This is a genomic window from Micromonospora sp. CNZ322 (assembly GCF_007827755.1).
This window is the reverse complement of record NZ_VITD01000019.1, coordinates 43,792-68,705: the sequence shown is the minus strand read 5'-3', so window position 1 is coordinate 68,705 and position 24,914 is coordinate 43,792. Positions and strand designations below refer to the sequence as shown.

At 71.3% G+C, this 24,914-nt stretch carries 20 protein-coding genes; 5 read left to right on the top strand and 15 right to left on the bottom strand.

Annotated features, from left to right (window positions below; genetic code table 11):
• Window positions 1-9 precede the first annotated feature (9 nt).
• The 3 genes from FB453_RS30700 (at window position 10) to FB453_RS30690 (ending at window position 2,885) form a co-directional block, all read left to right on the top strand.
• Window positions 10-1,305 carry a histidine kinase gene (locus tag FB453_RS30700; protein WP_145795813.1) on the top strand — a complete coding sequence of 432 codons (1,296 nt, stop codon included), beginning with the start codon at window positions 10-12 and terminating at the stop codon, window positions 1,303-1,305.
• Complete coding sequence (locus tag FB453_RS30695) at window positions 1,302-1,958, top strand: response regulator transcription factor (RefSeq protein WP_145795811.1); 657 nt, start codon at window positions 1,302-1,304, stop codon at window positions 1,956-1,958. The genes FB453_RS30700 and FB453_RS30695 overlap by 4 nt, the downstream gene beginning before the upstream one ends.
• A gap of 129 nt (window positions 1,959-2,087) precedes the next feature.
• Window positions 2,088-2,885, top strand: coding sequence for an SAM-dependent methyltransferase (locus FB453_RS30690; RefSeq protein WP_145795809.1), 798 nt, complete (start codon window positions 2,088-2,090; stop codon window positions 2,883-2,885).
• A gap of 55 nt (window positions 2,886-2,940) precedes the next feature.
• Here FB453_RS30690 and FB453_RS30685 read toward each other — a convergent pair whose 3' ends face one another.
• From FB453_RS30685 to FB453_RS30675, 3 genes are all read right to left on the bottom strand, one after another.
• Window positions 2,941-3,681: a cellulose binding domain-containing protein gene (locus FB453_RS30685; protein WP_145795807.1), complete on the bottom strand. Its 741-nt coding sequence runs from the start codon at window positions 3,679-3,681 to the stop codon at window positions 2,941-2,943.
• A gap of 223 nt (window positions 3,682-3,904) precedes the next feature.
• The gene (locus FB453_RS30680; protein ID WP_145795804.1) at window positions 3,905-4,966 is read right to left on the bottom strand and encodes a winged helix DNA-binding domain-containing protein; all 1,062 of its coding nucleotides are present in this window, start codon (window positions 4,964-4,966) and stop codon (window positions 3,905-3,907) included.
• Between the two features lie 31 nt (window positions 4,967-4,997).
• A complete protein-coding gene (locus FB453_RS30675; protein ID WP_145795801.1) occupies window positions 4,998-5,240 on the bottom strand; it encodes a hypothetical protein in 243 nt (80 codons plus the stop codon).
• Window positions 5,241-5,598: 358 nt separating this feature from the next.
• Here FB453_RS30675 and FB453_RS30670 point away from each other — a divergent pair, with 358 nt between their 5' ends.
• A complete protein-coding gene (locus FB453_RS30670) occupies window positions 5,599-11,061 on the top strand; it encodes an ATP-binding protein (RefSeq protein ID WP_145795799.1) in 5,463 nt (1,820 codons plus the stop codon).
• A gap of 69 nt (window positions 11,062-11,130) precedes the next feature.
• Here the strand turns inward: FB453_RS30670 and FB453_RS30665 are convergent, their stop codons facing one another.
• The 11 genes from FB453_RS30665 to FB453_RS30615 all read right to left on the bottom strand — a co-directional run bounded on the left by FB453_RS30665 (window position 11,131) and on the right by FB453_RS30615 (window position 23,208).
• Complete coding sequence (locus tag FB453_RS30665; RefSeq protein ID WP_145795797.1) at window positions 11,131-11,592, bottom strand: hypothetical protein; 462 nt, start codon at window positions 11,590-11,592, stop codon at window positions 11,131-11,133.
• A gap of 81 nt (window positions 11,593-11,673) precedes the next feature.
• Window positions 11,674-12,732, bottom strand: coding sequence for a beta-eliminating lyase-related protein (locus FB453_RS30660; RefSeq protein ID WP_145795794.1), 1,059 nt, complete (start codon window positions 12,730-12,732; stop codon window positions 11,674-11,676).
• Between the two features lie 16 nt (window positions 12,733-12,748).
• Window positions 12,749-13,327, bottom strand: a complete 579-nt coding sequence (locus FB453_RS30655) for a sigma-70 family RNA polymerase sigma factor (RefSeq protein WP_486480530.1) — start codon at window positions 13,325-13,327, stop codon at window positions 12,749-12,751.
• A 170-nt stretch (window positions 13,328-13,497) separates the two neighbouring features.
• Window positions 13,498-15,324, bottom strand: coding sequence for an ABC transporter ATP-binding protein (locus FB453_RS30650; RefSeq protein ID WP_145795789.1), 1,827 nt, complete (start codon window positions 15,322-15,324; stop codon window positions 13,498-13,500).
• Complete coding sequence (locus FB453_RS30645; RefSeq protein WP_145795786.1) at window positions 15,321-17,027, bottom strand: ABC transporter ATP-binding protein; 1,707 nt, start codon at window positions 17,025-17,027, stop codon at window positions 15,321-15,323. The genes FB453_RS30650 and FB453_RS30645 overlap by 4 nt, the downstream gene beginning before the upstream one ends.
• Window positions 17,028-17,083: 56 nt before the next feature.
• Window positions 17,084-17,674 carry a gluconokinase gene (locus FB453_RS30640; RefSeq protein ID WP_145795783.1) on the bottom strand — a complete coding sequence of 197 codons (591 nt, stop codon included), beginning with the start codon at window positions 17,672-17,674 and terminating at the stop codon, window positions 17,084-17,086.
• On the bottom strand, window positions 17,664-18,893 hold the full coding sequence (gene manD, locus FB453_RS30635) for a D-mannonate dehydratase ManD (protein ID WP_145795781.1): 1,230 nt from the start codon (window positions 18,891-18,893) through the stop codon (window positions 17,664-17,666). The genes FB453_RS30640 and manD overlap by 11 nt, the downstream gene beginning before the upstream one ends.
• Window positions 18,894-18,924: 31 nt before the next feature.
• Window positions 18,925-20,073: a galactonate dehydratase gene (dgoD, locus tag FB453_RS30630; protein ID WP_145795779.1), complete on the bottom strand. Its 1,149-nt coding sequence runs from the start codon at window positions 20,071-20,073 to the stop codon at window positions 18,925-18,927.
• A 7-nt stretch (window positions 20,074-20,080) separates the two neighbouring features.
• On the bottom strand, window positions 20,081-20,896 hold the full coding sequence (locus tag FB453_RS30625; RefSeq protein ID WP_112588853.1) for a carbohydrate ABC transporter permease: 816 nt from the start codon (window positions 20,894-20,896) through the stop codon (window positions 20,081-20,083).
• Window positions 20,893-21,846, bottom strand: a complete 954-nt coding sequence (locus FB453_RS30620; protein ID WP_208646462.1) for a carbohydrate ABC transporter permease — start codon at window positions 21,844-21,846, stop codon at window positions 20,893-20,895. The genes FB453_RS30625 and FB453_RS30620 overlap by 4 nt, the downstream gene beginning before the upstream one ends.
• A gap of 75 nt (window positions 21,847-21,921) precedes the next feature.
• Window positions 21,922-23,208: an ABC transporter substrate-binding protein gene (locus tag FB453_RS30615; protein WP_225854968.1), complete on the bottom strand. Its 1,287-nt coding sequence runs from the start codon at window positions 23,206-23,208 to the stop codon at window positions 21,922-21,924.
• A gap of 135 nt (window positions 23,209-23,343) precedes the next feature.
• Between FB453_RS30615 and FB453_RS30610 the strand changes: the two genes are divergently transcribed.
• Window positions 23,344-24,114 (top strand): FCD domain-containing protein, encoded by a 771-nt coding sequence (locus tag FB453_RS30610; RefSeq protein WP_145795776.1) that lies wholly within the window; start codon window positions 23,344-23,346, stop codon window positions 24,112-24,114.
• 56 nt (window positions 24,115-24,170) lie between these two features.
• Here the strand turns inward: FB453_RS30610 and FB453_RS35190 are convergent, their stop codons facing one another.
• A complete protein-coding gene (locus FB453_RS35190) occupies window positions 24,171-24,911 on the bottom strand; it encodes a DUF6069 family protein (protein ID WP_145795774.1) in 741 nt (246 codons plus the stop codon).
• Between the last annotated feature and the right edge of the window lie 3 nt (window positions 24,912-24,914).

Genomic DNA, 24,914 nt, shown 5'->3' with positions numbered 1-24,914 from the left:
GCGCACCCCATGAGGGACCACGCCGACACGGAACCCGGCACACCGCGACTGACGAAGTGGCTCGACGGACGGCTCACCCGGTTCGGGGTGACCGGGGTGTTCCCACGGGACTGCCTGCTGGCCGCGGTGCTGACCGTCCTGACGTTCGTACTGCTCAGCGCGCTGTTCTGGCTCGTGGCACCGGAGGACGGGGTGTCGTTCGACCCGGCGCGGGCCTGGCTGCTCGTCGCCATCTGCTGCGCGCAGGCGATGCTGCTGTGCCTGCGTCGGGTCCGGCCACTGCTCTGCCTCGCACTCGTCGTCGGCCTCCAACTGCCCATCGTCGGCTTCTCCCTGCCCGAGGCGACCATCCGGGGCCTCGCACCGTTCGTCGTGGCGTACACCGTCGGGTCGTTGCTGCCGGTTCGGCGTGCACTGCTGGCCGTCAGCGCGGTCGTGCTGGTGGAGTCGATCGGGGCGGCCGTCGTGGTCACCCCGGATCTGCTGACTGCCATTGCGTACGTCTCGGCGAGCGCCCTGACCTACGCCGGCGCGACCTTCGTCGGCGGCTACGTGGCCACCTACCGGCGCTACGTCGAGTTGGTCCGGGTGCGGGCGGATGAGGCGATCCGGGAGCAGCGCACGAAGGTCCAGGCGGCGATCGGCGCGGAGCGCTCCCGGATGGCCCGGGAGTTGCACGACGTGGCGGCGCACCACCTCTCCGGCATGGTCGTTCAGGCGGCGGCGGTCGAGCGGCTGATCGACCGGGACCCGGCGGCCGCGAAGGCCGGCGTGGCCTGGATCCGCAGCCAGGGCAAGGAGACCCTGGACAACCTGCGGCTTGTCGTCGGTGTGCTGCGCGGCAGGCCCGGGCACGAGGGCGGCGACGGTGCCGCCCCGGTTCCGGGGCTGGGCATGCTCGACGATCTCGTCCGCACCGCAGGCAACCTCGCCGGCCCGGTGGAGTTCATCCGGGAGGGCGAGCAGCGCGAGGTGCCGCCGATCGCCGACGTCGCGCTCTACCGGATAGCGCAGGAGTCGCTCAGCAACGCCCGCCAGCACGCCCCGGGCGCTGCGGCGCGGGTGGTGCTCCGCTTCGAGCCCCGCTCGGTGTCGCTCGAGGTGGTGAACGAACCCGCCGCGCCGCGACGCGTACCGGCGGCACGGACCGGTGGCGTTGGCCTGGTGGGTATGCGCGAGCGCGCCCAGCTGATCGGGGCGACGTTCACCGCCGGCCCGACGGCGGCCGGTGGCTGGTCGGTCGCCGCGACACTCCCGACGAACGGTCCCGCCGCATCGCGGCCGAGGGAAGAGGCACCAGCATGATCAGAGTGATGCTCGTCGACGACCAGGCGGTCGTCCGCGCCGGCTTCCGCGTCATCCTCGAGCAGGCCGGCGAGATCGAGGTCGTGGCGGAGGCGTCGAACGGGTCCGCCGCCGTCGAGCTGGCCCGCCGGCTGCAACCGGACGTCATCTGCATGGACGTCCGGATGCCGCACGGCGACGGGCTCACCGCGACCCGGCAGATCGTCGCCGCGGCGACCGGGACGCCACCGGCGGTGCTGGTCGTGACGACCTTCGACCTCGACGAGTACGTCTTCGGCGCGTTGGAGTCCGGTGCCAGCGGGTTCATCCTCAAGGACTGTGAGCCCGAGGAGCTGATCGAGGCGATCCGCCGCCTCGCGAGCGGGTACGGGCTCGTCGACCAGGCCGTCACCCGGCGGGTGATCTCGGAGTTCGCCAGGCGTACGCCCGCTCCCCGCTCCGACGCGGCGGCAGCGCACCAGCTGACCGCGCGGGAGACCGAGATCGTGGAGCTGCTCGCGCAGGGCCTGTCGAACGTCGAGATCGCCGAGCAGCTCTTCATCGAGACCAGCACTGTCAAGTCGCACCTCGGGCGCGCCATGGCGAAGATCGGCGCACGGGATCGGCTACAGACCGTCGTGTGGGCGTACCAGAACGGGGTGGTCCACCGGTGACAGCGACCCTGGTCCCCTGCCTGGCGGCGGTGGGTCCACCCCCGGTCGAGAGTGGACATTGCCGGAGTACGATCCCGGGCGTACCGCTGTGATGACCTCCAGCTGACGACCCCTCGATAGGAGCCAGGCATGGCCGGCCCGGACCCCGAACTCGCCGCGAAGCTTCAGCCCGACGTGCCGCACGCGGCACGGATCTGGAACTACTGGATGGGCGGCAAGGACAACTTCCAGTCCGACCGGGCGGCCGGCGACGCTGTCGCCGAGGTCTACCCGGAGATCGTCCTGATGGCGCAGCAGTCGCGCGTGTTTCTGGTGCGGGCCGTGCGTCACCTCGCGGCCGAGGCGGGCATCCGGCAGTTCCTGGACATCGGCACCGGCCTGCCCACCATGCAGAACACGCACGCGGTCGCCCAGGGCGTGGCGCCCGACTCGCGGATCGTCTACGTGGACAACGACCCGATGGTGCTGGTGCACGCGCGGGCACTGCTGGCCAGCACCACGTCGGAGGGTGTCACCACCTACGTCCCGGCCGACTACCACGACCCGGAGAAGATCCTCGCCGAGGCGGCGCAGACGCTCGACTTCGACCAGCCCATCGCCGTGATGTACATGGGCGTGATGGGCTACGAGCCCGACCTGGACGTGGTGCGCTCGATCGTCGGGCGCACGATGGACGCGGTGCCGTCCGGCTCACACCTGGTGCTCTGGGACGGCACCAACACCAGCCCGGCGGTGGTCTCGGGTGCCGAGCGGCTGGCGCAGAGCGGCGGAGTTCCGTACATTCTGCGCAGCCCGGAGGACCTCGCGAGTTGCTTCGACGGGCTGATGATGGTGGAGCCGGGTCTGGTGCCGATCCCGCTGTGGCGACCGGAGGATCCCGACGCCGTCGGGATCGACGCCTACGGCGCGGTGGCCCGCAAGCCCTGACCGACACGACGTCCGCCCCGCTCCCGCCATCGTGCCGGAGCGGGGCGGACGTCGTTCACCGCGCGCACGTCAGGGTCAGGCCGTCCGGCACCGCGCTGGTCGTCACGAGTAGACCGAACGTGGTGGCCCCGTCCAGCGCCAGCGTCCCGTTGTAGGAGGCGTTGCGAACGGTGACCTCGGAGCCGGCCGTCTCGGTCACCCCACCCCAGGCCGTGTGGACCTGCTCGTCACCGGACCACCGCCAGGAGACGCGCCACTGGTCCAGCGGAAGAGTCCCGGTGTTGCGGACCGTGACTGTCGCGACGAAGCCGCTGCCCCAGCGGGCGTCGATCGTGGCCGTCGCGCGGCACGAGGTCAGCGGCGCGGTCCGGGCCGAGGCGATCACGTACGGGTCCCGTCGGCCCTCGGCGTCGGTGAACCGGTACCAGTACTCCGTGTCGGGCGTGAGCCGATCAATGGTCACCGAGCCGTTGCGCTCCGGCCCGGAGACACCCTCGGCGACCGCACCCCGCCACTGTTGGGCGTCCTCACGGCTGGTGAAGAGGCTGACGGTCATCGGCGGGTCGTAGCCGCAGGGTGGGCGGAAGAAGATGGAGTACGAGATGGTCAGGCTCGTGGTGCTGGCCCCGGTCACGCTGGCGCTGATCGGTATCGCCGGTGGGCAGGTCGGCGTCGGTGTCGCTGACGGCGTCGGTGTGGACGATGGCGCCGGCGTGGGTGTCGCTTCGGCGGCGGTGGTCGTTCCGGTCCAGGCGGCCAGGGCCATTGTCGTGACAGCGAGGAACATGCGAAGCATCGGAACCTCCGTGGTCAGCGGGCACCGATGACCGAGGTGGTGACCGGTGCCGCGCTCGGGTTTCCGGTCGCCGACGAGGCTGCCCGGCACGGGTGACATGGTCACCTCGCGCGCCCCGTGGACCGGAGAAGATCTGGTGCGCGCTGGCTCCCCGAGCACGACCGAACCACAGCATGACAGTCGGTGAGCATCGATACAAGACGATCCCGATCCCGTCGGCCCGTCAGCGGGGGGACGAACCGACCCGCACCCGGTCGCTCTCGTTGTCGGAAAGGAAGGACGCCAGGGTCTGCCCCTGCTCGGTCACGGCGGCCTGGTCCGCTCGGGAGAAGCCGCGTAGTGGGTTGACGGTCACCGTGCCCGACTCGACGCTCCAGGTCGCCGCGACCCGGCCGTCGACGAGCACCACGCGCTCGCCGGCCACCGAGAGGAGACGGTGCGCGTCGTCGATGATCCGGCTGCGGTCGTCGTAGCCGAGGATCGCGTTGTCGAACGCCGGCAGGAACCGCACCGGGGCGGGTGTTTCGGGGTCGGGGCGCGGCGCGTCGGGGAGGTCGATCAGCTTCCGGCCGCGCTCGTCGCGGAAGGTCACCAACTCGTCCCGCATGGCGGTCACCGCGGCGGGCAGCCCGGCGAGGCCGCACCAGGCCCGCAGGTCGGCCGTGGCCGCCGGGCCGAACGCGGCCAGGTAGCGGCGTACGAGCAGTTGGCCGACCGGATCGGTGCCCGCAGCGGTCGGCGGGGCGATCTCCCGGCCGAGCCACGCGGAGAGCAGGACGTAGCGCGCGCCCCCCTTCTCCCGCCACAGGCCGCGCGGCGGCAGCTGTGTCATCGCAAGCAGCGCGACTGCCATCTCGCCCAGCGCCCGCGGGCCCGGCGACGGCCAGCGCTCGACGAGCGCCCGCCCGATGTCGGGCATCGAGCGGGGCTCACCGTCGGCCACCACCGCCCGCGCGGCAGCGGCGAGGTCGTCGAGGTCCACCCTGTCGAGCTCGTCGCGGTAGACCCCGAGCACGCGTTGGCGCAGCATGGCGTCGTGACGGGGTCGCCAGGCCACAGCGTCGTCGGCGACGAGCAGGTGGACGGTGCGGCGCATGAGGTGGGTACGCACCACGTGCCGCTCGGTCAGCAGGGTCGAGAGCACCGTCGGGTCGAACGCGCGCAGCCGCGACCACAGCGCGATGAACGGCTCCTGCGGCTCCTGGGCCTGGAGGCCACCGAGGTGGGCGACGGCGTCTGGTTGCCCGGCGTCCCGGGTACGCGAATTCGCCCCGTCCGGTGGCACCGGGCGGGGCGAATTCGCGCGGGGGCACCGATCAGTGCCTGCCCACGAAGATCCCGATGCCGTTGGCGACCAGACGCTCCGTACCGTCGGATGGGCTCGAGCCGTACGTGACGCCGGGGGCGAGCTGCGCGGTCGAGGTGATGGTGATCGGGGTGCCCGTCGCGGGTACCGTGGCGGTCGCGGCGTGGGCGACGCCGGCCGGCGTGACGAGCGCGGTGAGTCCCGCCGCGAGCAGCAGCGCCAGACGTGGGCGTACGAGGTGCGGTGCCCTCATTGCCGCTCCTTTCCTGGTGCGTTCCTGGCCTGGGCCGGGATGGTCGAGCCGGGCGGCGGTTGACCGGACCGGCGATGATCTTCCTGGTCAGCCGATCACCCGGGGGTGAACACGGGAGGCTGCGGACGTGAACCGCCCGCACCGTCTTGATCAACTGCCGGAGCGGCCGGGACGAGCCGACGGAGGTGGGCTCGGTCCCCGGGGGTGCCAAAAAGTTTTGTGCACTTCCTACAACTGAGGGACGGTGGGTTCGGTGGTTGCGCCATAGCGCTGGCCGCCGCCACGCGGAAAGGTGATCACTGCTGGGAGCCGTCGTCTCCCGGCACGCAGGTCGAGGTCTAGCTAAGGGGTTCTTCGGGTGTTCAACCGTGTCGCCATCGTCAACCGTGGTGAAGCCGCCATGCGGCTCATCCACGCGGTCCGCGAGCTGGCCGCGGAGACCGGCATCCAGCTCGAGACCGTGGCTCTCTACACCGATGTCGACCGCAACGCCACGTTCGTCCGCGAAGCGGACATCGCCTACGATCTCGGCCCGGCCTCCGCCCGCCCGTACCTCAACCTGGCGGTGCTGGAGCGGGCCCTGACCGAGACCGGGGCCGACGCCGCGTGGGTCGGCTGGGGCTTCGTCGCCGAGGATCCAGCGTTCGCTGAGCTGTGCGAGAAGATCGGCGTCACGTTCGTCGGGCCGAGCGCGGACGCCATGCGCCAACTCGGCGACAAGATCGGCTCGAAGCTGATCGCCGAGAAGGTCGGCGTGCCGGTCGCGCCGTGGAGCCGCGGTGCCGTCGAGACCCTCGCCGCCGCCCAGGCCTCGGCGGCCGAGGTCGGCTACCCGCTGATGCTGAAGGCGACCGCCGGCGGCGGCGGGCGCGGCATCCGCGTGATCAGGAACGAGGCCGAGCTGGTCGACGCGTACGAGCGCACCAGCCAGGAGGCGGCACGGGCGTTCGGCAGCGGCATCGTGTTCCTGGAGCGCCTGGTCACCGGGGCTCGGCACGTCGAGGTCCAGGTGATCGCCGACGGGCAGGGCACCGCGTGGGCGCTCGGCGTCCGCGACTGCTCCGTGCAACGACGCAACCAGAAGGTCATCGAGGAGTCGGCGTCGCCGGTGCTCGACCCGACGCAGGTCACCGAGCTGAAGATGTCGGCCGAGCGGCTGGCCGTGGCTGTCGGTTACCGAGGCGCGGCGACCGTCGAGTTCCTCTACCACCCCGGGGACCGGTTGTTCGCGTTCCTCGAGGTCAACACCCGCCTCCAGGTCGAGCACCCGATCACCGAGCTGACCACCGGGTTCGACCTGGTCAAGGCGCAGCTGCACGTCGCCTCCGGCGGGCGACTCGAAGGTGCGCCGCCGGCCGAGCGCGGGCACGCCATCGAGGCGCGGCTCAACGCCGAGGACCCCGACCGCGACTTCGCCCCGTCCCCCGGCCGCATCGCCCGACTGGACCTGCCCAGCGGCCCCGGCATCCGGGTGGACACCGGCGTCAGCGAGGGTGACACCATCCCGGCCGACTTCGACTCGATGATCGCGAAGATCATCGCGTACGGCCGTGACCGCGACGAGGCGCTCGGCAGGCTGCGCCGGGCGATGGCGAACACCACGGTGATCATTGAAGGTGGGGCGACGAACAAGAGCTTCGTGCTCGACCTGCTCGACCAGCCCGAGGTGATCGACGCCAGCGCGGACACCGGCTGGATCGACCGCGTCCGCGGCGAGGGACGCCTCGTCACGCACCGCCACTCCGCTGTCGCCCTGGCCGCCGCCGCCATCGAGGCGTACGAGGAGGAGGAGCGCGTCGAGCGGCAGCGGCTGCTGTCGACGGCGGCCGGCGGGCGCCCGCAGGTGCAGCACGCCAGCGGCCGACCGTTGGACCTCAAACTGCGCGGCGTCGCTTACCGCACCCGGGTGGCACGGGTCGGCGCGCACCGGTTCCGGGTCGGCATCGAGACCGGCCCCGTCGTGCGCACCGCCGACGTCGAACTCGACCGCTTCGACCGGCACACCGGTCAGATCGTCGTCAACGGCATCCGCTACCGCCTGCTCACCGGCACGTACGGGCCGACCCACCTGGTCGAGGTGGACGGCGTGACGCACCGGGTCAGCCGGGACGAGGGTGGCGTCCTGCGCTCCCCGATGCCCGCGCTGGTCGTCGCCACGCCACTGGAGGTCGGCGCTGAGGTCGAGGCGGGCGCGCCGGTGCTGGTGCTGGAAGCGATGAAGATGGAGACGGTGCTGCGGGCGCCGTTCAAGGCGCGGCTCAAGGAGTGCGCCGTGTCGGTGGGCAGCCAGGTGGAGGCCGGTGCGCCGCTGCTGCGCCTGGAGCCACTCGCGGACGACGCCGAGGAGACCGTTGACGACCCGGGCACCGAGACCGTCGAACTGGACCTGCCCACCGCCGCCGCGGACATCCCGGCGTACGAGCGCAGCAGGCGCGGCCAGGAGGACCTGCGGGGTCTGCTGCTCGGCTTCGACGTCGACCCGCACGACGACCGCCGGGTGCTCGACGATTACCTCACCGCGCGGCGGGCGGCCACCGAAGCCGGTCAGCGACCCCTGGCCGCCGAACTCGACCTCATCGAGGTGTTCGCCGATCTCGCCGAGTTGAGCCGCAACCGGCCGACGGGCGAGGACGGCGGCGCCGCGCACGTGCACAGCGCCCGGGAGTACTTCCACACCTATCTGCAGAGCCTCGACGTCGAGCGGGCCGGGCTGCCGGACGCCTTCCAGACCAGGCTCGGCAAGGCGCTCGGCCGGTACGGTGTCACCGACCTGGACCGCACCCCCGCCCTCGAAGCCGCCGTCTTCCGGATCTTCCTCGCCCAGCAGCGCGCCTCCGCGGACGCGCAGGTCATCACGGCGCTGCTGCGCGCGTGGCTGCGGGAGACCCCGCCAGACGAGACGCTGCGCGAACCGGCCGGCCTCGCGCTGGAGCGGCTGATCGCCGCGACGCAGGTCCGCTTCCCTGTGGTCGCGGACCTCGCCCGCGGCGTGGTGTTCGCCTGGTTCGCCCAGCCGCTGCTGCGCCGCAACCGCGCCCGTGTCTACGCCGAGGTCCGTGGGCACCTGCGGCACCTCGACGCGCACCCGGACGCGCCGGACCGCGCCGAGCGTATCGCCGAGATGGTGCGCAGCACCGAGCCGCTGGTCCGGCTGCTCGGCCAGCGGCTCGTCCGCGACCACCTCGACAACGCGGTCATGTTGGAGGTGCTGACCCGGCGGTACTACGGCAACCGGTCGCTCACCAGTGTGCTCACCCGCGAGGTCGCGGGCTGCACGTTCGTGGTGGCCGAGCGCGCCGACTCCAGCGTGGTCTCCGCAGCGGTCAGCTTCGACGCGCTGGGCAGCGCCCTGCGCGGGCTGGCCGAGCTGGCCACCGGCGAGGACGCCGTGGACGCCGACATCTACCTCGGCTGGGAGAACCAGCCGGAGGACTTCGACGCGATGGCGGCCGCGCTGGCCGAGGTCATCGCGGCGCACCCGCTGCCACCCCAGGTCCGTCGGGTCACCACCACCGTGGCGGGTCGCGGCGGGGCGGTGATGCACCACCACTTCACCTTCCGCCCGTCGGGCGCCCAGCTGACCGAGGACCGGCTGATCCGTGGGCTGCACCCGTACATCGCGCAGCGGATGCAGCTGGAGCGGCTGCACAAGTTCGACCTGACCCGGCTGCCGTCGTCGGACGAGGAGGTCTACCTCTTCCAGTGCGTGGCCCGGGAGAACCGCGCCGACGAGCGCCTCGTCGCGTTCGCGCAGGTGCGTGACCTGACCGAGCTTCGCGAGCAGGACGGCCGCCTGGTCGCGCTGCCCACGACCGAGGACGCCATCGCCGCCTGCCTCGACTCGATCCGCCGCGCCCAGTCGCGGCGGCCCTCGAAGACGCGCTTCAACACCAACCGCATCGTGGTCTACGTGTGGCCGCCGAGCGAGCTGACCCGCGAGGAGATGGAGATGATCGCCGGGCGGGTCCGCCCGACGACCGCGGGCGCCGGCCTGGAGGAGATCCTGTTCATCGCGCGCCAGCGCGACCGCCGGACCGGTGAGCTGACCAAGATCGCCGTACGGATCTCGTTCGACGCCGCTGGCGGCGCCGAACTGGCCGTCGGGGAGCCGCCGGTCGAGCCGATCGAGCCGCTCGACGAGTACCGGCTCAAGGTGCTGCGGGCCAGCAGCCGCAACACCGTGTACCCGTACGAGCTGACCGGTCGGCTCGGCGACTTCGTCGAGCACGACCTCGACGACGACCACGCCCTGGTGCCGGTGGACCGGCCGAAGGGGCGCAACAGCGCCGCCATCGTCGCCGGGGTGGTCACCACGCCGACCGAGCGCTACCCCCAGGGTGTCACCCGGGTGGTGCTGCTCGGCGACCCGACGAAGTCGCTGGGCGCCCTGTCCGAGCCGGAGTGCCGGCGCGTGATCGCCGCACTGGACCTGGCCGAGCGGATGCAGGTGCCGCTGGAGTGGTGGGCGCTGTCCGCCGGGGCCCGGATCTCGATGACCTCCGGTACGGAGAACATGGACTGGGTGGCCGCCGCGCTCAAGCGGATCGTCGAGTTCACCCAGGCCGGCGGTGAGATCAACATCGTGGTCGCGGGCATCAACGTCGGCGCGCAGCCGTACTGGAACGCCGAGGCGACGATGCTCATGCACACCAAGGGCATCCTGGTGATGACGCCCGACTCGGCGATGGTGCTCACCGGCAAGCAGTCGCTCGACTTCTCCGGTGGTGTGTCGGCCGAGGACAACTTCGGCATCGGCGGCTACGACCGGGTGATGGGGCCGAACGGGCAGGCGCAGTACTGGGCGCCGAACCTGACGGCCGCACGGGACGTGGTGATGGCGCACTACGACCACACGTACGTCGCGCCCGGCGAGGACGCGCCCCGGCGGGCGGTCACCACCGACCCGGCCGACCGCGACATCTCCGGGTTCCCGCACGACGTGGCGGGCAGCGCCTTCGCCACCGTCGGGGAGATCTTCTCCGTCGAGTCCAACCCGGACCGCAAGAAGCCGTTCGACATCCGTACGGTGATGCGGGCCCTCTCCGACCAGGACCACCCGGTGCTGGAGCGCTGGGCCGGCATGGCGGACGCGGACACCGCCGTCGTGCAGGACGTCCACCTCGGTGGCATCCCGGTCTGCCTGCTCGGCATCGAGTCCCGGTCGGTGCCCCGGCACGGCTTCCCGCCCACCGACGGCCCGGACACCTACACGGCGGGGTCGCTGTTCCCCCGCTCGTCGAAGAAGGCCGCGCGGGCGATCAACGCGGCCAGCGGCAACCGGCCGCTCGTCGTGCTGGCGAACCTGTCCGGCTTCGACGGCTCGCCGGAGTCCATGCGCAAGCTGCAACTGGAGTACGGCGCCGAGATTGGCCGGGCGATCGTGAACTTCCAGGGGCCCATCGTCTTCTGCGTGATCTCGCGCTACCACGGCGGTGCGTTCGTGGTGTTCTCGAAGGCGCTGAACCCGAACATGACGGTGCTGGCGCTGGAGGGCTCGTTCGCCTCGGTGCTCGGTGGCGCACCCGCCGCCGCCGTGGTGTTCTCCGCCGACGTCAACGCCCGTACGGCGGCCGACGCGCGCGTGCGGGACCTGGAGGCCCGCACCGCCGCCTCGGCCGGCACCGAACGCGCCGCGCTGACCGCGGAACTCGACGAGCTGCGCTCGTCGGTGCGCGCGGAGAAACTCAGCGAGGTGGCCGCGGAGTTCGACAGGGTGCACAACATCCACCGGGCCGTCGAGGTCGGCTCGGTGGACGCGGTCATCCGCGCCGCCGAGCTGCGTCCGCGCATCATCGAAACCATCGAGGCCCGCCTGGGGTAGAGCGGCCGGAACGCCCGCACCACGTCAGCACCACCGGTCGTCGACCGGTGGTGCTGACCGTATGGCGGTCTAGCTGAGCGCTGCGTTCAGCGCGACGGCGACGGCGAGCCAGACAATGACCGTGCCGATACCGACGCCGAGCATGGCGAGCGCCTTGACGGCGGTCGTCATCCGGGTGTGGGCAACTGTCAGGTTCCCCCAGACGCCCAACGCCCCGACCAGCGCGCCCAGGATGCCGCCGACGGTGAACAGCAGGATCGGCAGCATAACCAGGATGCGCAGGAAGATCGGCATGGAGGGCCCGGTTCGGTGCTTGACACCGTTGACCTCCACTGTCGGGTAAGGGTCGGCGAGAACGTTGCGGACCGTGGCCTGGACGACACCACCGTCCACAGTCGGCAACGCGTAGCGTCTACCCGTCCTGGGGGCCGGCACTCCGCCAACGGTGACGGCAGGGTGGCCAAAGAATGCCTTGGTGGCGATGACGATCGGGCCAGCTACGCCGGCGACGTTGAGCGGTTCGGTGTTCACCGGCGTGATCTTAGGAAGCCGGGTACGCGCCGTCCATCCCGTTGACCGAGCCGTGGGGTGCCGCCGCTCGCAGTCCTCGGGTCAGGTGGCGTGTCGGAGCAGCTCGTGGATGAGCGAGACGACCTCGTCGGGGGCGAGTTCCATGGCGTTCTCACCGACGCTGACTTCGAACGAGCACCGGTCCGGAGCTGGCGCGGAGCGTACGCGGCCGAACAGCTCCACACCGTCGGCGGCGAGCAGGGCGTCAGCGGCCCGCGTCGCGGCGTCCGGGCCGACGGGAAGGTGGACGTGGAACAGGGGCGTCTGCGGTGGGTCCGGGAAGGCGCGGGCCACCCCGTCGGCGTTGATGGCCGCCGCGATCGCCACGGCGTGCTCCCGGTGTGCCGGCAGCCGGGGCAGCAGGGTGTCCAGGCCGTGCAGCGCGGTGAGCGCCAGCGGCCACGCGTCGTAGACGTCGCCGCCGAGCCGCCGGCGCCACACCCGGGCCTCGGCCACCAGGGCGGTGTCTCCGGCGAGCGCGGCGCCGCCGACGCCTTGCAGTCCCTTGTAGAACGAGACGTACCCGCTGTCGAACAGCGCGGCGATCTCGGCGAACGGCCGCGCGTAGTACGTCTGTGCCTCCCACAGGCGCGCACCGTCGAGATGGATGGCCGCACCGCGCTCACGCATCGCTCCGGTCTGCGCGACGAGGTCGTCCCACTCCGGCAGCAGCCCTCCGATGTCCCGTTGCGGCAGCTCCCAGACCACCGCCGCGAGCGGTTCGGCGACGGCCGCCAGATCGGCCACTGTCATCAACCGGTGGCGGTCGCCGACAGGCTGGAAGCGCAGCCCGTGCACCACGGCGTACCCCTGCTGCTCCCAGACCTCCAGGTGACACTGCGGATGGGCGGCGAAGGCCCGCCGGCCGCGCCGGTCGGCGTGGATGCGCACTGCCACCTGCTGCGCCATCGTCCCGGTTGGGAAGAACAGGGCTTCGTCCGTGCCGAGCAGGGATGCCACGCGCCGTTCGAGGGCGGCCACCGGCCCGTCCGGTCCGTTCGGCGGCGTGGCCGGGTCGACCTGGGCCAGCATCGACCGCAGCAGGTCGTACGGCCGACGGCGCAACTCCGAGTGCAGAAACAGGGAACGCCGCACACTCATGGCGACAGTATCCACCTCAGCCGGTTCGCCGCCCGCGGCTCGGGTCGGTGTCGGCCTGCCAGGCGGCGACGAGATCCTCGCGCGCCCGGGCGACCCGGGAACGGATCGTGCCGACGGGGCACTGGCAGACGTCCGCCGCGTCGGCGTAGGACAGGCCGAGGACCTGGGTGGCGACGAACGCCTCGCGGCGCTCCGGGGTCAGCCCGGCGATCAACTGGTGCAGGGTCACGCCCTCGTCGGCACCGGCGGTGATCGCACCGGCGGCCTCGGCCGCCGCCTGCCAGTCCGGCACCGACGCCATCCTCGGCCGGGCCACCGCCGTCCGGACGTGGTCCACGGCAACGCGCCGGGCGATGGTGAACACCCAGGTACGGGCCGACGAGCGGCCGGCGAAGCCGGGCAGGTTGCGAATTGCCCGTAGGAACGTCTCCTGGGTCAGGTCGTCGGCCTCTCCCGGCCCGGCCAGGTGCGACAGGAACCGCCGGACCTGGTCCTGTAGTGCCCGGACGAACGCCGTGGCTGCCTGCCGGTCACCCCTGCCCGCCTCCCGCGCCCACCGGGTCACCTGGTCGTCGTCAGCGACGCCGTTCCGCACAGACCACCGTCCTGTGTGCCACGGGCGCTCCTTCATGTCGAGATGCCGTCGTCGGAACGCCGCCGGTCGGCCGCGCACTCTGGTGGTCGCCGGCCGGCCAAGAAAAGTTCCCGAGATTCCCCCGTTCGACTGATCTCGCGGATGTCCGAGGTGACGGGAACCGGGGCCGCTCAGCTCCAGACGGGCTGGTCCGCGCTCTCGCGTTCTCTCGGGACCACGGGGTCGGGCATGCTCCACGAGCGCCACAGCTGGCTGTACCCGCCCCCGGCCCTGAGCAGCTCGGCGTGCGTGCCGTGCTCGGCGACGCGCCCCTGGTCGAGGACGACGATGCGGTCCGCGGTGGCCGCCTGGCTGAGTCGGTGGGCGACGATCAGCGTGGTACGGCCCTCGGTGGCCGCCACGGCGGCGCGGTCGAGGTCGCGCGCACCGGCGCTGCCCGCCTCGGCGGTGGCCTCGTCGAGGACCGCGACGGCCGGATCGGCGAGGACGAGGCGGGCCAGCGCGAGCTGCTGGGCCTGGGCCGAGGTGAGCTGCCGCCCACCCTCCCCCACCGCGGTGGCGAGGCCGTCCGGCAGGGTCCGCACCCACTCGGTGGCGCCGACGAGGTCGAGGGCGGCGGCGACCTCGGCGTCGGTGGCGTCCGGGTCGGCGAGGCGCAGGTCGTCGGCGAGCGGCCCGGCGAAGACGTGCACCTCCTGGCTGATCAGAGCGATCTCGCGACGGAGGCGGTGCTCGTCGAGCTGTGTCAGCGGCACGCCGCGCAGGGTCACCGCGCCGTCGGTGGGCGCGATGATGCCGGCGATGATGCCGGCGAGGGTGCTCTTGCCCGCGCCGCTCGCGCCGACCAGGGCGACGCGCTCCCCGGGGGCGAGACGCAGGGCGACGTCCCGCAGCACCACCGGCCCGTCGTCGTAGCGGTGGTGCCCGACTGTCACCTCCAGTGCCGCCGGTACGCCCCGATCGGGGCGGGTGGGCTCGGTGCCGGCGGGGGTCGCGGTGTCCGGCAGGGTGGTGACCCCGACGAGTCGGGCCAGGCTGGCCCCGGCCTGCAACACCGAGTCCGACTCGAACAGCAGCAGGCCGATCGGGTTGAAGAGGCGGTGGAAGTAGAGGGCGGCAGTGGTGGCGGCGCCGACGGTGGCCAGGTCATCGCGGACCAGCAGGAAGCCGGCGAGCAGCACGGCGGCGAGCCCGACGAACTCGGAGCGGTTGATGCGCAGGCCGAAGCGGGTGTAGAGACCGAAGATCTCCAGCGACAGGTCGCGGGCGACGCCGGAGCGATCCGCGATCCGCGCGACGTGGGCGCCCTCCATGCGGTAGGCGCGCACGGTGGCGGCGCCCCGCAGCGCCTCGGCCGTCGCCTGCGCGCGCTCGCCCGTCGCCACCCGCTCGCGGGCGTAGTACGGCACCGACCGCTTGAGGTACCAGCGAAGCGCCACCGCGTACGCCGGGGCCGCGACCAACCCGGCGATGCCGAGGCGCCAGTCGAGGGCGAAGAGCCCCGCCGCGGTCAGCACGACGGACAGCAGCGCGCCGAGGAAGGCGGGGCCGCTGGTGGCGATCACATTCGTCACCACTGCCACGTCGTCGCCGGCACGGGCCACCAGGTCCCCGGTCCCGGCCCGCTCCAGGGTGGCCGACGGCAGGTGCAGGGCGCGGTCGAGGACCCGCTCCCGGAGTCGGGCCAGCACTGTCTCGCCGAGACGCGCGGCGACCGCCGCTCCGACCGCGGTGAGGAGTCCCGCGAGCACGGCCGCACCCGCGATCACGCCGGCCCAGGCGATCACCCGAGGCGTGTCGGTCCCGGCGATGACGTCGTCGACGAGGCGACCGAGCACCCAGGGGGCGACCAGCCCGGTCGCGGCAGCGGCGACCAGCAACGTGCCGGCGACGGCGCTGAGCCCCGGCAGGAGGGCCAGCTCGGTACGGAGGGCGGCCCAGGTCTGCCGGCCGGTGGCCGTCGGCAGCAGGTGCCGGGTCATCGGCTCGGACGTCATCGCAGGGTTTCCTCCCGGTAGCGGGCGTCGCTGGCGAGCAACCGCTCGTGCGGACCCTCGGCGACGACCCGTCCCCGGTCGATCACCGCGACCCGGTCGGTGATCCGCAGCAGCGCCGGGCTGGTGGTGATCAGCACCGTGCCGCGGTTTCCCGCCCCGCGCGCCCCGGCCAGCCTCGTGGCGAGCAACCCCTCGGTCACCGCGTCGACCGCCGTGGTGGGGTTGTGCAGCACCAGCACCGGCGGGTCGGCGACGAGCGCCCTGGCCAGCCCGATCCGCTGCCGCTGCCCACCGGAGAGGTTCGCCCCGCGTTCGGTGAGCAGGCGGTCGAATCCGTGCGGGTGGGCGGCGAGCACGTCCTCGGCTGCGGCGGCCCGCACGGCGGCACGCAGCACCTCGTCGTCGACGGAGGCGCCGGCGCTGAGGTTGGCGCGCAGCGTCCCCTCGAACAGCGCCACGTCATGCTGCTCGACCAGGACCACGGCGCGCGCGGCGTCGATGTGCAGCTCGACGGCGGGCACGCCGTCGACGCGGACCGTCCCCCGGTGGTCCGCGCGGGGCACCCGGCCGGCCAGCAGAGCGACCAGCGCCTCGGCCTCGCTCGGGTCGTAGGCGAGCACGCCCAGGATCTCACCGGCGCGGACGCGCAGGCTGACGTGGTCGAGGCCCCCGTACGAGACCCCGTCGAGGGCGAGCCGGGACGGGCTCGGGGCGGGCGGCCCGGCGTCGCCCGGCTGGACGACCGGCGCGGCGCCGAGGACCCGGGCGACCCGCCCCGCGGAGGCTCGGGCCATGGCGAACAACTGGACGCAGTACCCGAGCGTCTGCACCGGCTCGGCGATGAACTGGGCCAGCCCGACCACGGCGACGAGCTCGCCGATGGTGAGCCGGCCCTGTAGTGCGAGCCAACCGGCGAATCCGGCGACCGTCGCGAGGAAGAGGCCGTTGACAGTGGTGGTGAGCCCGAGGTGCAGACCCTTGGTGGTTGCGGCGCGCAGGGTGACGTCGAGCGCGTGACGGCTGGCTCCCGCGTACCGGCGGGCGGCGTGGTCCTGTGCGCCGATGCCGCGCAGCACGCGCAGGCCGCTGACGAGGTCGACGGCGAGGGCCGTCGTGGCGGCGAGCGCCTCCTGCTGCGACGTGCTGCGCCGGGTGAGCAGCGGCGCCATCCGCTGGAGGGCGACGACCAGCAGGGGTACGCCGATGAGCACCCCGAGGCCGAGAGGAATGTCGACGACGAGCAGCGCGACGGCCGCGACCACGATGGCGGTGAGCGCCGCGGCGGTGAGTCCCGCGACCCGCACGACGAGCGCGGACAGCTCGGCGTCGGAGGCCGTCACGGACAGCAGTTCGCCGTCGCGCATGCCCGACCGGCGTCCGCGCGGGTCGAGGGCGCTGCGGACGATCTCGACCCGGGTGGCGTGCGCCTCGTGTTCGACGGCGGCGAACGCCAGTCGTGCGCCGGCCCGGTAGGCGAAGGCGAGCACTGTGAACAGGGCGGCCAGGCCGGCCAGCGAGAGCAGCAGGGCGCGGACGTCCCCGGTGGCCACCGCACTGTCGATGACCACGCCGATGACCACCGGGACGAGGGCTTCGGTGGCCTGGTGGGTGCAGAGCAGCGCGATGCCGCCGGCCACCCGGGCCCGCTGTCGACGCAGCGCGCGACGGAGCACCACGCCACCGGTGGTCTCGGCGACTGTCATGCTCGGATCGATGAGGGCACGGCGGTGGACTCCACTTGTGATTAGGGCAGGCTAACCTAACATGCCCCCGAAGTGGGATCGGACGTGCGGTCCCGGTGCTCCCCCACCGGCACCGAAGCCGGCAGACCGAGACCCTTGACGGCCGCCGCGACCAGGGCCTCCGGGGGCAGCGAGACATCGAGTACGAGCACCGACTCGTCCGACTCGGCCGGCTCCAGCGTGGCGAGCTGCGACTCCAGCAGACTGGCCGGCATGTAGTGCCCCTCGCGCCGGGCCAACCGGGCTCGGATGACCTCCGCCGGCCCGTCCAGGTGCACGAAGTCCACAGGGAGCGGGCCCTGACGGAGCACGTCCCGGTACGACCGCTTCAACGCCGAGCAGGCCAGCACCGTCGAACGGCCCTCCGCGCCGCGATCGGCGATCCACCCGGCGATGTCCCGCAGCCACGGCCACCGGGTGGTGTCGTCCAGCGGTACGCCCGAGCGCATCCGCGCCACGTTCTGCGGGGAGTGGAACTCGTCCGCCTCGGCGAACGTCAGCCCCGTCGCCGCGCCGATCCCACGCGCCACAGTGGTCTTGCCGGCCCCGGAGACACCCATCACCACGACATGCCGGGTGGGCCGGGCACCGCGCCGCTCACCAGTCATGAACCGTGCCGTCCTTCAGCCGGTTGAACGGCAGGTACGCCGGCTCGTACGGGAACCGGGCCGCCGCCTCCTCGTCGAGCTCCACCCCGAGCCCCGGTTGGTCGCCCGGGTGCAGGTAGCCGTCGGTGAAGGTGAACGACTGCCGGAACACCTCGTTGGCCAACGGGGTGTGCTTCATGTACTCCTGGATTCCGAAGTTGTGGATGGCCAGGTCCAGGTGCAGCGCCGCGGCCATGCCCACCGGGGAGATGTCGGTGGGGCCGTGGATGCCGGACTTGATCTGGTACTGGGCGGCGAAGTCGAGCAGCTTGCGCATGGCGGTGATGCCGCCGGTGTGGGTGACAGCGGACCGCACGTAGTCGATCAGCTGCTCCCGGATCAGGGTCTGGTAGTCCCAGACCGTGTTGAAGACCTCACCGATGGCCAGCGGGGTGGTGGTGTGCTGGCGGACCAGTCGCAGCGCCTCCTGGTTCTCGGCCGGGGTGCAGTCCTCCAACCAGAACAGGTCGTACGGTTCGAGGGCCTTGCCGAGCTTGGCGGCCTGGATGGGGGTCATCCGGTGGTGACCGTCGTGCAGCAGCGGCAACTCCGGGCCGAACTCACCGCGCACCGCCTCGAAGACCGACGGCAGGTGGCGCAGGTACGCGCGGGTGTCCCAGTCCTCCTCGGCGGGCAGCGGGGTGCGTTGCGCGGGCTCGTAGTCGTAACGCTGGCCGGTGGCGCTGGGCTGCGCGGCCACGCCGTAGACGGCGTTGATCCCCGGCACCGCGGTCTGCACCCGGATCGACCGGAAGCCCTCGTCGAGGTGGCGGCGGATCGAGTCGAACAGCTCGGGGATGTCCCGCCCGGACGCGTGCCCGTACGCCATGATGCCGGTGCGCGACGCGCCGCCCAGCAGTTGGTACAGCGGCATGCCGGCGGCCTTCGCCTTGATGTCCCACAGCGCGACGTCCACAGCGGCGATGGCCGCCATGGTGACCGGGCCACGCCGCCAGTACGCCGACCGGTACAGGAACTGCCAGGTGTCCTCGATCCGGTGCGGGTCCCGTCCCATCAGCAGCGGGGCGACGTGGTCGCGCAGGTACGAGGCGACGGAGAGCTCGCGGCCGTTGAGCGTGGCGTCGCCCAGACCGGTGATGCCCTCATCAGTGGTGATCTTGAGGGTGACGAAGTTCCGGTCGGGGCTGGTCACGATGATGTCTGCTGCGACGATCTTCACGGGGTGCCTTTCGTTCTCGCCGGTCGGGGTCTCACCACTCCGCGTAGGAGCCGTCGGGGTGCCGCCAGGTCGGGCTACGCCAGGCGTGCCCGCGCTTGTCAGCGGTCCGCACGGCGTGTTCGTCGATCTCGATGCCGAGACCGGGCGCGGTGAACCGCTGCACGTACCCGTCGACGAAGGTCAGCGGGGTCTGGTCGAGGCAGTAGTCGAGCACCTCGGCGCCCTGGTTGTAGTGGATGCCGATGCTCTGCTCCTGGATCAGGAAGTTGGGGGTGGCGAAGCCGACCTGCAGGCAGGCGGCGAGGGCGATCGGCCCGAGCGGGCAGTGCGGGGCGAGCTGCACGTCGTACACCTCGGCCAACGTGGCGATCTTGCGAACCTCGGTGATGCCGCCGGCGTGCGCGAGGTCCGGCTGGGCCACGGCGATGCCGGCCTGCAACACGGGCAGGAACTCCTGCCGGCTGTAGAGCCGCTCCCCCGTCGAGACGGGGGTGGTGGTGCAGCGGACGACCTCTCCGATCAGGTGCGAGTTCTCCGGCACCACCGGTTCTTCCAGGAAGAACGGCCGGTACGGCTCCAGCAGCGGGGCGACCCGCCGGACGTTGGCGAGGGTGAACCGACCGTGGAAGTCGACAGCGACGTCGCGGTCGTCGCCGAGGACCTCGCGGGCGACTGCTACCCGCTGCACCACCGCGTCGAGGTCGGCGACCGAGGCGAGCGGGCCCATCCGCCCGGACGCGTTCATCTTCACCGCGGTCAGGCCCGCCTCGATCCGGGCGCTGATCTGATCGCGGATCTCGGCGGGCTCGTCACCACCGATCCAGCCGTAGACCCGGATCCGGTCCCGGACCGGCCCACCGAGGAGCTGGTGCACGGGAGCGCCGTAGTGCTTACCGGCGATGTCCCAGAGCGCCTGGTCCAGACCGGACACCGCGCTGGCCAGGATCGGGCCACCCCGGTAGAAGGACCCCTTGGTCAGCACCTGCCAGTGGTCCTCGATGCGCAGGGCGTCCCGTCCCGTGAGCAGCTCGCTGAGTTGGTGGACGGCCGTGCGCACGGTCTCGGACCGGCCCTCGCAGGTCGCCTCGCCCCAGCCGACGATGCCGGACTCCGTCTCGATCCGGACGAACAGCCAGCGGGGCGCGACCAGGAACGTCTCCACCTTCGCGATCGTCGTCATGTCCCGGTCAGCCCTTCGTGGCACCGGCGGTGAGGCCGGAGACGACGTACTTCTGCACGAACAGGGCGATCAGCATGATCGGCAGGGTGACCACTGTCGCGGCGGCCATCAGGCCGCCCCAGTCGATGCTGGCGTAGCCGACGAAGTCGAAGATCGCCACTGGCAGCGTCTTGGTGTCGGAGCCGGAGAGCACCAGGGCGAACATGAAGTTGTTCCAGGAGAAGATGAACGAGAGGATGCCGGCGGTCGCGACGCCGGGCACCGACAGCGGCAGGGTGATCCGCCGGAACGCGCCGATGTGGGTCAGCCCGTCGACCAGCGCGGCCTCTTCCAACTCGGTCGGCAGGCCGTCGAAGTAGCCCATCATGATGTAGACGATCAGCGGGAGCGACACGAACATGTGGCTCAGGATCAGCACGCTGAACCCGCCGACCAGCTTCAGGTTCGAGAAGACGTAGTACCAGGGCACCAGCAGCGAGACGCCGGGGATCACCCGGGCCATGAGCACGACGAGCGCCGACTTCTTCATGTTGAAGCGGCTCATCGAGTAGGCGGCGGGCACCCCCAGCAGGAGCGAGAGCGTGGTGGCCGCGAACGCCACCCAGAGGCTGTTGCCGATGAACTCGAGATAGTTGGCCTGCTGGAGGACGGTCTCGTAGTTCTTCAGGCTGGGCGAGAAGACGAACGCCTTTGCGGTGTCGTAGATGTCCACGTTGGTCTTGAACGACGCGGCGATCATCCAGAGCAGCGGCGCCATCAGCGCGAACACCACGACGACGAGAGCCGAGTTGCGGAACACCCGGTACGGCTTGCTCGGCTTCATCGGCCCAGCCCCTTCTTGCGATAGGTGAGGGCCCACATCACCCCGATGATGATCAGGAAGAAGATGATGAGGACGGTCGAGGAGACGCCGTAGTCGTTGTAGTCGAAGCTGAGGCCGTACGCGTACACGTTGAGGGTCTCGACCTCGTGGAACGACCCGCCGCCGCGCCCCTTGGTGGCGTAGAGGATGTCGAACGTCTTCAACGCGTCGATGCCACGCAGCAGGATGGCGACGATCACTGTGGGCATCAGCAGCGGGAGGGTGACGTGCCGGAACCGCTGCCAACTGCTGGCGCCGTCGATCCGGGCCGCCTCCTGGGGCTCGTCGGACAGCGAGGTGAGCCCGGCGAGCAGGATCAGCACGACCATCGGCGTCCACTGCCAGATGTCGATGAACATCGTCGTCGGCAGGGCCGAGTGCTGCCCGGCCAGCCAGGGCTGGGGTCCGATGCCGATCCAGCCGAGCAGCTGGTTCGCCATCCCGATGTTGGGATCGAAGATCAGGCGCCACATCATGCCGACCGCCACCGGGGTGGCCACCAGCGGCAGGAGGATCGCGACGCGGACCCACTTCTCACCGCGGAAGGGCCGCCACAGCAGCAGGGCGATCGCCATGCCGAGAATGACCTCGAAGAACAACACGACGCCGGTGAAGAGGACCGTGCGCCAGACCGCCGGCCAGAACCGGTCGGTGTCGGTGAGCACGTCGAGGTAGTTCTGGAAGCCGATGAACTCGGACTCGGCGCGTACCGAACCCTCGGCGTCGGTCAGGCTCAGGTACCCGGTCCACGCCACCGGAAAGATGATCAGCACGGCGACGAACGCCATGGCGGGTGCCGCGAAGAGCCACTTGCGGTGTTCGTTGGCCCAACGCGACCAGGCCGACGTCGTGTCCACTGACGCCGCGGGGGCCTCGGGCGAATCGGTACGGGGGGTGAGAACGGCTGACATTGAGAACTCCGGGTTGGAGGGGTCAGGTCCCGGCGAGGCGGCGGAGCCGGTCGGCCCCGCCGCCCGGCGCGTGGGTTACTTCGCCTCGTCGTCGAGGAACTTCTGGAACGCCGCGTTCGCCGCGTCCGCCGAGCTGGCGGCGTCCTTGCCGGTGATCGCGTCGACGATCGGCTGGCCGACGATCTCCCGCGCCTCAGCCACCTTGACCACCAACGGACGGTCGTGCCCGACGCCGTTGGCGGTGCTGACCGTGTTGGCCTCGGCAAGGTCCTTCGGCAGGGTCGCGGTGCTCGCCGGGTTGGCCCAGACCGAGGTACGGGCACCGGGTACGCCGGCCGTCTGCTGCGCCAGCGCCTGCTCCTTGCCGGCCGCCCACTGGATGAACTTCCAGGCGTTGTCCTTGTTCTCCGAGCTGTCGTTCATGCCGAGCGCCCAGGAGGGGATGTTGTACGGCTTCGATCCGGCCGGGCCGGCCGGGAAGGCGGCGAAGCCGACGGAGTCGACGACCTTGGACTTGGTCGGGTCGGTGGCGTTCTTGTAGAGCGAGTTGGCCTCGGTGTAGAAGGCGGCCTTGCCCTGCGTGAAGATCGCCATCGCCTCCGACCAGCTCATGTCGGTGCTGATGTTCTCCGGGCCGTGGTCCCTGAGCAGCCCGCCGTAGTAGGCGTACGCCTGCTTGGCCTGCTCGGTGCTGACAGTGGCCTTCCCACTGGCGTCCACGAAGTCGCCGCCGAAGCTGAAGAGGAAGCTGGAGAACTGCGTGACGGCGGCGGCCTTGCCGGTACGTGCGACGAAGCCGGCGACGCCCGGGTTGTCGGCCTCGATCTTCGCGGCCTGTGCCTTGAGCTCGTCGAGGGTCTTGGGCGGCGCGGTGAAGCCGGACTTCGTCAGCAGGTCCTTGCGGTAGTAGAGGACCTCCTGCTCGGTGATGATCGGCAGACCGACGACCTTGTCCTCATAGGTCGTCGCCTGCACCGGCCCAGCCTGGAAGTCACCGAACTCGAAGGCGCTGTCGGACTTGACCTTCTCGCTCAGGTCGGCGAGGTACTTGTTCTTGCCGAACAGCTTCCCCTCCTGCAGGGGCCGGTACATCATCACGTCGAGGTCGGTGGAGCCGGCGTTCAGTTTGACGTTGTACTGGTCGGAGAGCTGGTCCTCGCCGAGTTGGGTGACTTCGACCGTGAGGCCGGACTGCTTCTCGAACTCCGGGAGGGCCTTCTTGATGTTCTCGGTCCACACGTGGTTGACAAGTGTCACGCGAACGGTCTTCGAGCCCTCGCCGCCGTCATCGCCGCCGCACGCGGCCAGGCTCATGGCGGTGACCACAGCCAGAGAAGTGCCGATTATCGATCGACGTCGCACGCTTGTCTCTCCTTCTGTCGTGGTCGCCGCCCTCGAAAGAGCCGCTACCTCGGTGTTACATCCGCTTAACATCGGGATGCTAGGCCGAAAAAGCTGATTACCTCAAGAGGTTGATGCAAATGATATGATCTTTGAGTGGAACCGTCCTCACCAGAGGTTGCAGCCGCACCGGCCCTCCCCGCCGAGTCCGGGCTGCACGCGCGCGTCCTCGAACACCTCGGCACCGCCATCTGCGGCGGCGAGTTGGCACCCGGATCGGTCCTCAACATCGACGAGCTGGTCGACCGGTACGCCGTCTCCCGTTCGGTCGTCCGCGAGGTGCTGCGGGTGCTGGCCTCGATCGGATTCATCGAGGCGCGCCGACGGGTAGGTGTGATGATCCGGCCGGCGAGCGCGTGGAACGTCTTCGACCCGCAGGTGATCCGTTGGCGTCTCGCCTCGGCCGGCCGGATGGCCCAGCTCCGCTCGATCACCGAGCTGCGCACCGCCGTTGAGCCGCACGCGGCCTACCTGGCCGCCAGCCGGATCGGCCGCGACGAGGCGAGCGACCTCGTAGGGCTGGCGGCGAAGATGTGGGCGGCCGGCGAGGCCGGTGACGAGGAGCGCTTCCTGCACCTCGACATCGAGTTTCACCGGCGCGTCCTGCTCGCCTCCGGCAACGAGATGTTCGTCCGGCTCCAGGAACTGGTCGCGGAGGTGCTCACCGGCCGGCACAAGCACCACCTCATGCCGCACCACCCGCACGAGCAGGCCCTCCAGATGCACGCAGACGTCGCTCAGGCGATCCAGCGGCGCGACGGGGAGCGTGCCCGGCGCGCCATGGTGCAGCTGATGGAGCAGGCCTTCGACGAGATGAAGTCGCTGTGGGAGCAGACCGCTCTACCCGACCGGAGCAAAGCCGAGTAGGTCCCGTAGTCCCCAGGAGGGCCGGCCCGTCGGGCCGGCCCTCCTGTCGTCATCCGTCAGTCGGTCCGGGCACGGAGGCTGCGTGCCAGGACGGGGATCATCACCGCCGCAGCGACGAGGTGCAGCCCGAGGAGAGCGGTGATGGTGGCCGCGTTCGCCCCCGAGATGAGGGCCGGGACCAGCGAGAGCGCGGTCAGCGTCACTGCCGTCCAGGTGAACCGGTCGGCGGGTCGAGCGCTCCACCGGAGCAGAGCCACGGCGATGACGACGCCCACGACCGAGAAGAAGCCGGTCACCACGGCGATCCCGGACATCGGAATCGTCTCGCCACCATCGGGGATCTCGAAATCGACGCCAGCGGCCCGGGCCAACACGGCGGCGAGGGTGGTGCTCACCATCGCCGCGAGCGTGGCAATCAGGCCGGTGCCGGCGAGCCCACGGAATCGGTGGGTGTAGTTGGGTCGGCCCGATGCCGGGCCGGCGACGATCTCGGTGTCCTTCATGCTGTTCATGTCGTCTCCCTCAACTGGTGGCTGTCGTACCGGATGTGTTGACTGGCGTGTGGCGGCACCGGGCGTGAAGACACGCACTCTCGCCGTGCGACGGCCGGGGTTGCGCAGCGCGCGGACGCCGGTGCCGCGCAGCCAGAACCCGGCATCGCGTCCGAGGACCGGCCCGGGCTCGCCGTCGCGCAGCTCCAGTTGCACCCGCCCACGGGTCACCACCCCGAATGCGTCGTACCACTGCGCCGTGACCACCGCGGCACGCGCGCCACCGCGCAGCGTGAGCGTCCACACCGG